Origin of the sequence: Marinilabilia sp. (assembly GCF_016278715.1) — a bacterium.
Classification (GTDB): Bacteria; Bacteroidota; Bacteroidia; order Bacteroidales; family Marinilabiliaceae; genus Marinilabilia.
Genome location: NZ_JADQBH010000037.1, coordinates 1 through 7,405, shown reverse-complemented (window position 1 = coordinate 7,405; position 7,405 = coordinate 1). Strand labels below are relative to the sequence as shown.

The 7,405-nt window shown below is 44.4% G+C and carries 6 protein-coding genes; all 6 read left to right on the top strand.

The annotated features are described in order from the left end of the window. A partial coding sequence (locus QZZ43_RS02675; RefSeq protein WP_291855995.1) for a V-type ATP synthase subunit A occupies positions 1–1,094 on the top strand: 1,094 nt, incomplete at its 5' end. A gap of 26 nt (positions 1,095–1,120) precedes the next feature. Further along, a complete protein-coding gene (locus tag QZZ43_RS02670) occupies positions 1,121–2,440 on the top strand; it encodes a V-type ATP synthase subunit B (RefSeq protein WP_291855993.1) in 1,320 nt (439 codons plus the stop codon). A 161-nt stretch (positions 2,441–2,601) separates the two neighbouring features. Beyond that, entirely contained in the window at positions 2,602–3,204 is a 603-nt protein-coding gene (locus QZZ43_RS02665) for a V-type ATP synthase subunit D (protein ID WP_291855992.1), read from the top strand. Further along, positions 3,201–5,027, top strand: coding sequence for a V-type ATPase 116kDa subunit family protein (locus tag QZZ43_RS02660; protein WP_291855990.1), 1,827 nt, complete (start codon positions 3,201–3,203; stop codon positions 5,025–5,027). Before QZZ43_RS02665 ends, QZZ43_RS02660 begins: the two co-directional genes overlap by 4 nt. Before the next feature lie 35 nt (positions 5,028–5,062). After that, entirely contained in the window at positions 5,063–5,515 is a 453-nt protein-coding gene (locus tag QZZ43_RS02655; RefSeq protein ID WP_291855988.1) for a V-type ATP synthase subunit K, read from the top strand. 279 nt (positions 5,516–5,794) lie between these two features. Further along, positions 5,795–7,405: DUF4954 family protein (locus tag QZZ43_RS02650; protein WP_291855986.1), on the top strand; the 1,611-nt coding region annotated here is incomplete at its 3' end.

Here is a 7,405-nt window from a genome sequence, read left to right as displayed (position 1 = left end):
GAACAGGATTTATCCCAGGAGCTTTTGGTACAGGAAAAACCGTTCTGCAGCATGCTATTTCAAAACAGGCTGAGGCCGATATTGTAATTATTGCCGCCTGTGGTGAGCGAGCCAATGAGGTGGTGGAAATCTTTAAAGAGTTCCCCGAGTTGGACGACCCGCGGACGGGTAAAAAACTGATTGAGCGGACCACCATCATAGCCAATACTTCCAATATGCCGGTAGCGGCACGTGAAGCATCGGTTTATACGGCCATGACACTGGGTGAATATTATCGGGCCATGGGACTAAAAGTATTGCTGATGGCCGACTCCACATCACGATGGGCTCAGGCGCTCCGGGAAATGTCCAATCGTCTAGAAGAACTTCCCGGACCCGACGCATATCCCATGGACTTATCGGCCATTATTTCCAATTTCTATTCACGTGCAGGGTATGTTTATCTAAACAATGAGAAAACCGGCTCCATCACATTTATAGGAACCGTTTCACCTGCTGGTGGTAACCTGAAAGAGCCGGTAACCGAAAATACCCGCAAAGCAGCCCGCTGCTTCTACGGATTGTCACAGGACAGGGCAGACAGTAAGCGCTACCCTGCCATTGACCCCATCGAAAGTTATTCCAAATATCTGGAATACCCGGAGCTTCAGGAGTCTCTAGGAAAAAACATGGGCGCAAACTGGCTGGACAATGTACTCAAAGCCAAAGACATATTATTCAGCGGAAAAGAAGCCGACGAACAGATAAATATTCTAGGTGATGATGGTGTACCCATTGATTTTCACCAGCGCTTCTGGAAGGCTGAGTTGATTGACTTTGTTGTGCTACAGCAGGATGCTTTTGACAAGATTGATGCTTCCACCCCGCTCGAACGTCAGAAATATATGCTCGAAAAAGTTTTAAGTATTGCTGACGCAGAGTTTGAATTCAAAAATTTTGAACAGGTTGGGGAATTCTTTAAACGACTTATCAACCAGTTGAAGCAGATGAATTACTCGGAATTTGATTCGGAAAAATTCAAAAACTTTGAAACAGAGCTGGAAGAGATGCTCAAAGAATTTTCCATGGAAACTAAAGAAGCACAAGCTGTCTAATTAAAAACAATTCAGATTTAAAAGATATGAGCAGTCAGGCATTTCAAAAAGTATATACCAAACTGACCAATATTACCAAAGCCACCGTGTCACTAAAAGCCCAGGATGTGGGATACGATGAGATGGCCGTGGTGGCCGGTCGGATGGCCCAGGTAGTAAAAATCGTGGGCGACCAGGTTGTATTGCAGATTTTTTCGGGGACTGAAGGCATCCCAACGAATGCTGAAGTAACATTTCTCGGCAATCCTCCTCAGTTAAAAGTAAGTGATGAACTATCCGGACGGTTTTTCAATGCTTACGGGCAACCCATTGACGGTGGTCCCGAAATTGAAGGAGAAATCCGGGAGATTGGGGGGCCATCAGTCAACCCAGTACGTCGTGACCAGCCATCCCAACTCATCGCCACTGGCATTGCAGGTATCGACCTGAACAACAGCCTTGTTTCGGGTCAGAAAATTCCTTTCTTTGCCGACAGTGATCAGCCATACAACCAGGTAATGGCCAGTGTGGCACTCAGGGCCAAAGCCGATAAGATTATCCTCGGAGGAATGGGACTCTCAAACGACGACTACCTCTTTTTCAAGCAGGTTTTCGACAACGCCGGAGCCCTCGACCGAATCGTTAGTTTTGTTAATACCACAGAAGATCCCCCGGTAGAACGCCTGTTGGTTCCCGACATGGCTCTTACTGCTGCGGAGTATTTTGCCGTTGACAAGGATGAAAGTGTGCTGGTATTGCTAACCGACATGACACTTTTTGCCGATGCTTTGAGTATTGTGTCCAACAGGATGGACCAAATCCCATCCAAAGACAGTATGCCCGGTTCCCTCTATTCGGACCTGGCACGGATTTATGAAAAAGCGGTACAGTTTCCAACAGGAGGTTCTATTACCATAGTGGCAGTAACCACACTTTCGGGTGGCGACATCACCCATGCCATCCCCGATAACACCGGTTACATAACCGAAGGGCAGTTATTCCTGCGTCGTGATACCGACATTGGTAAAGTAATCGTGGATCCGTTCCGTTCATTGTCTCGTCTGAAACAGCTGGTTATTGGCGAACAAACACGTGAAGACCATCCCCAGGTCATGAACGCCGCGATTCGTCTTTACGCCGATGCTGCCAATGCCCGCACCAAAATGGAGAATGGTTTCGACCTGACCGATTATGACGAGCGGACACTGGACTTTGCAAAATCCTATTCAGAGAAACTTTTGGCCATCGATGTAAATGTGGACACCGATACAATGCTCGACATCGGATGGGAACTTTTTGGCAAACATTTTTCAAAAGCAGAAGTAGGCCTCAAAAAAGAAATGGCTGATAAGTATTGGAAAGAGTAGCCGGGAAAAAGTTGAAAGTTGGAAGTTAGAAAATAAATTCTGGCATGCAACATATCCCAAATTGAACGGATTAAAAAATCCTTTTGGTAAAAGGTCAAAACGGCTTGCCTGTTTCACAAACACCAATCAGGCAGTCATTTTCTAACAAAAAAAGGAGTAACGTGGCCATTAAATTTCAATATAACAAAACATCTCAACAGTCCCTTGCCAAGCAGCTTAAGGTTCGAGAGCGTGCATTGCCGACCCTCCAAAACAAGGAGTCTGCCCTGCGCGCGGAAGTAAAAAAAGCGAAGGACAAAGCTGCCGAACTCGACAAGGCCCTGAAAGAGGAACTCCGTCTCTACGATGATATGATGCGCTTGTGGGGCGAATTCGACCCTTCACTGGTTAGCATCAGCGGAGTAGAGCTTACTTCCAAAAAAATTGCCGGTGTTCAGACTCCTATTCTGGACACGGTGAATTTTGAAGTACGTGATTATAATATGTTTGAACGGCCAAGCTGGTTCCCCGACGGAGTGGCAATTCTGGAAAAGCTGGTGCATATTGCCCTGGAAAGAGAAGTCTTCGAACGCAAAATGGATCTGCTGGATTTTGCCAGGAAAAAGACCACACAGAAAGTAAACCTTTACGAAAAGGTTCAGATTCCTGGATTTCAGGATGCCATCCGAAAAATCAAACGCTTCCTGGAAGACAAGGAAAACCTGTCGAAAGCTGCACAGAAGATTGTTAAAACAAGACAAGAAAAGATGGAGGTGACGTCATGATAGTACCAATGTTTAAATATTCGTTTCTGGTCTTTCATGCCGACTACGATGGTTTCCTGGAGCAACTCAAAGACCTTGGGGTGGCCCATATCGTAGAACATCAGGAAGAACCAACTCCGGAGATGCAGGAACTATACCGAAAGATCAGCGATTTGTCCAAAACCATTAAAGCCCTCGAAGTACGCAAAAAGAATAAGAACGGAGAGGATGCAGGCAAGATTACTCAGACTTCGGGTGAGAAACTCAACGACCGCATCAAAGAAATTGAAAGTAATTTGGAACAAACCAGGCAACACCTGTCATCTCTTTATAAAGAGGAGAAACAACTGGAGCCCTGGGGTGATTTCTCCAGAGATGTTATCCAGAACCTCTCGGCAGCAGGTATTAACATTCGTTATCATATTTGTCCCGAAACAAAATACGATGTTGCATGGACAGAAAAGTACCCTGTTGATTTAATTTCCGAGACCGATGGGTACAGTTTCTTTGTTTGGGTTGCCGATGCAGACAACAGGGAACTTCCGGAAGAAATGGCCGAGGTGGATGAAATAACCTTGCCGGAAGACACTCTTGAGGAGGTTAGAAAAGAGATTTCTTCTACGCAAAAAGAAATCGATTCGCTGGAAGCAGAACTCGACCAAATTGCAATAGAAGACATTCAAATCCTTACAAACTATCAAAACAACCTGAAAGAACAGGCATCTGAGTTAAATGTAAGATTTCAGACCTTTGAAGAAGTTGAAGGCAGGATAAGACTGGTGGAGGCATGGATTCCGAAGGTTAGAACAGAGGAACTGGAACAACAGGTGGATTCGCAGGACCTCTATTACATCAAAGAACCAGCGAAGAACCATGAAAAGCCACCCATACTTTTAAAAAACAATCGTTTCGCACGATTGTTTGAGCCGGTGAGCAAGCTGTTTTCCCTCCCTGCTTATGTGGAAATGGACATGACACCATTTTTTGCCCCATTTTTTATGATGTTCTTCGGATTTTGCCTGGGCGACGCCGGATATGGTTTGCTGCTGGTTTTTGCTGCGACAATATACAAGCCAAAGGCGAAAAAGAAGATGCGCCCCATCCTCACACTGGTACAGTTTCTGGGTCTGGCAACAGTCTTGTTTGGGGTTATCACAGGCACCTTCTTTGGCATGAACCTAATTGAAAATCCACCATCGTTTTTAGCGGATGCAAAAAACATGTTCCTGGACAACGATCAGTTGTTTAATCTGGCCCTAATTTTTGGTGCTGTACAGATTCTTTTTGGCATGATACTCAAAGGGATCAACCAGACAATACAGCACGGCATCGGTTACTCTTTTGCCACCTGGGGCTGGTTTATCTTAATCGTATCTTCCGGAATCTTTTATTACCTGGATCAGAAGACCCCGGAAGAGGGACTATTTTTCGGAACGGTGCACATGACCTTTGTGGTTTTATCCGCTTTGGGAATCCTGCTATTCAACCACCCCAAACGCAATGTTTTTGTTAATATTGGAGCAGGCTTGTGGGATACTTACAACATGGTAACAGGCGTCGTTGGTGATTTATTGTCCTATATTCGCCTGTTTGCTCTGGGGCTTGCCAGTGCCATCCTCGGTCAGGTATTCAATCAGTTGGCATTTGATATGGCGCCCGACGTTCCGGTAATAGGAATCCTCATTACTCTTATCATATTGCTGGTCGGTCATGGAATTAATATCTTTATGTCGGGACTGGGCTCATTTGTGCACCCTTTGCGCCTGACCTTTGTTGAATTTTATAAAAATGCAGGTTTCATAGGAGGCGGAAAAGAATACAGACCTTTTCAAAAAGTACAATAATCAAAAAAAAGTAATAACCTTAAAATTTGAATAATATGACTCCAATTGTATTGGCCTATATAGGCATTGGTATTATGATTGCGCTGGCAGGAGCTGGCAGTGCTTACGGTGTATCGTATGGTGGAAATGCCGCTTTGGGCGCAATGAAGAAGAACAGTGATGCATTCGGCAATTATCTGGTATTAAGCGCGCTCCCCGGGACACAGGGACTCTATGGGTTTGCAGGATACTTCGTTATTTCAGGAACAGGAGTTTTGGGACCTGATATCACTGCCGTTCAAGGTGCAGCCGTTTTGGGTGCAGGTATTGCAATGGGAATAGTAGGCCTCTTATCCGGAATTCGTCAGGGACAGGTTTGCGCGAATGGTATTGCAGGTATCGGTTCAGGACACGACGTTTTTGGCAGTACTTTGGTACTCGCCGTATTCCCCGAATTGTATGCAATTTTGGCTTTTGCTGCAACTTTTATGATTAGCGGTACATTGTAATTAATAATATCGAATCACTAAAAAAGCCTGTGCCAACTTTGGTTCAGGTTTTTTTATGCATTTATGAGTTTTTCTTCATAAATTCGCAATTACATAAAAGAAATGAAACCACGCAAGAAACATTAACCAACAAAAAGGAGCTGAACCACAAAGGTTTATACACAATTTTAAATTTAAGATTCAAAATTGTTGTAGCCTTCAACCAAAACTAAGAGATAAAGCCGATTAAATAATATATCCTGATATCGGTGTATAAAATCTTTCCTAAACAAACAAATTATGGGAGAATACAGAAACCTGAAACCGGACGAGATAAAGAAACTGGAAGCACAGGATTGCTGCTGTGCAGACTGGTCAGACATTCAGGTTAAAGATGGTTTCAATCCCGCTTTTATTCGTCACACCAATTTTAGTGGAAAAAACAGGCTGGGAGCCTTTAACCGCGAATTCACCTTTCCGGGCGGAGTCATAAAACATGCAGGCATCTCTTATGCCACTGTTCACAATACAGAAATTGGCGATAATGTTTACATCAGTCAGGTGAGGAATCAAATTGCCAACTACATTATTGGCGATAATGTAATCATTGAAAATGTGGATTCACTAACCACAGAAGGTAATTCCACCTTTGGAAACGGCGAGAAAATTGCTGTCCTGAATGAAGCCGGCGGTCGGGAAGTAGCCATATTCAACGAATTATCTGCCCACACTGCCTATCTGATGGCATTTTATCGTCACCGTCCCAGGCTCATTGAGAAACTCAATGACATGGTGCAACAATATTGCAACAATATTCAATCTGAAAAAGGATGTGTTTCAGAAAATGCGAGGCTCATCAACTCCCGAACTATTCTGAATGTTAATATTGGACCCGGCGCAACAGTAGAAGGGATATACCGCCTGGTCAACGGAACTATCAACAGTTCCATAAAACATCCCTCTTACTTTGGCCCGGGCGTTATTGCAGAGGATTTTGTGGCAGCCAGTGGGTCGGAAATTACTGATGCCACCCTCATATCGAAGTGTTTCATAGGACAAGGATGCACGCTGGGCAAGCACTATTCAGCTGAGAACTCGGCTTTTTTTGCCAACTGCCAGGGATTTCATGGAGAAGCATGTTCCATTTTTGCCGGGCCTTACACGGTTTCTCACCATAAATCGACACTCCTGATTGCCGGATATTACTCATTTCTGAATGCCGGCAGTGGCTCCAACCAAAGCAATCACATGTACAAACTGGGGCCTGTACACCAGGGAATAATTGAGAGGGGAAGTAAAACTACCAGTGATTCTTATCTGCTGTGGCCCGCTAAGATCGGCCCTTTTTCGTTAGTAATGGGCCGTCATTACAGGAACCCCGACACCTCCAATTTTCCATTTTCCTATCTGATAGAAAATCACGATGAAAGTTATCTGGCGCCAGGGGTTAACCTACGCAGTATAGGAACCATGCGTGATGCCAGAAAATGGCCGGGCCGTGACAAACGAAAGGACCCAAACCAACTGGATTTTATCACCTTTAACCTGCTCAGTCCCTACTCGGTTGAGAAAATGATTAAAGGAAAACTAACCCTGCAAACACTAAAAGAAACCTCAGGAATTACTTCAGAGTATTTCATGTACAACAGCGTGAAAATTGAAGGAAAAGCCCTCGATCGGGGCATTGGGATGTATGAAATCGGCATATTGAAATTTCTGGGAAACGGGTTGCTCAAAAAGCTGGAAATAGGTGAGTTTTCCAACTTAAAAGAACTTCAGGAAGCACTTAACCCGGATACGAAAGAAGGAACCGGTGACTGGATAGATATGGCGGGTCTTGTTGTGCCCAAGGAAGAAGTATTGATATTAATCGAAAAGATTGAAAACAGAGAACTTAAAACGTTCGATGAA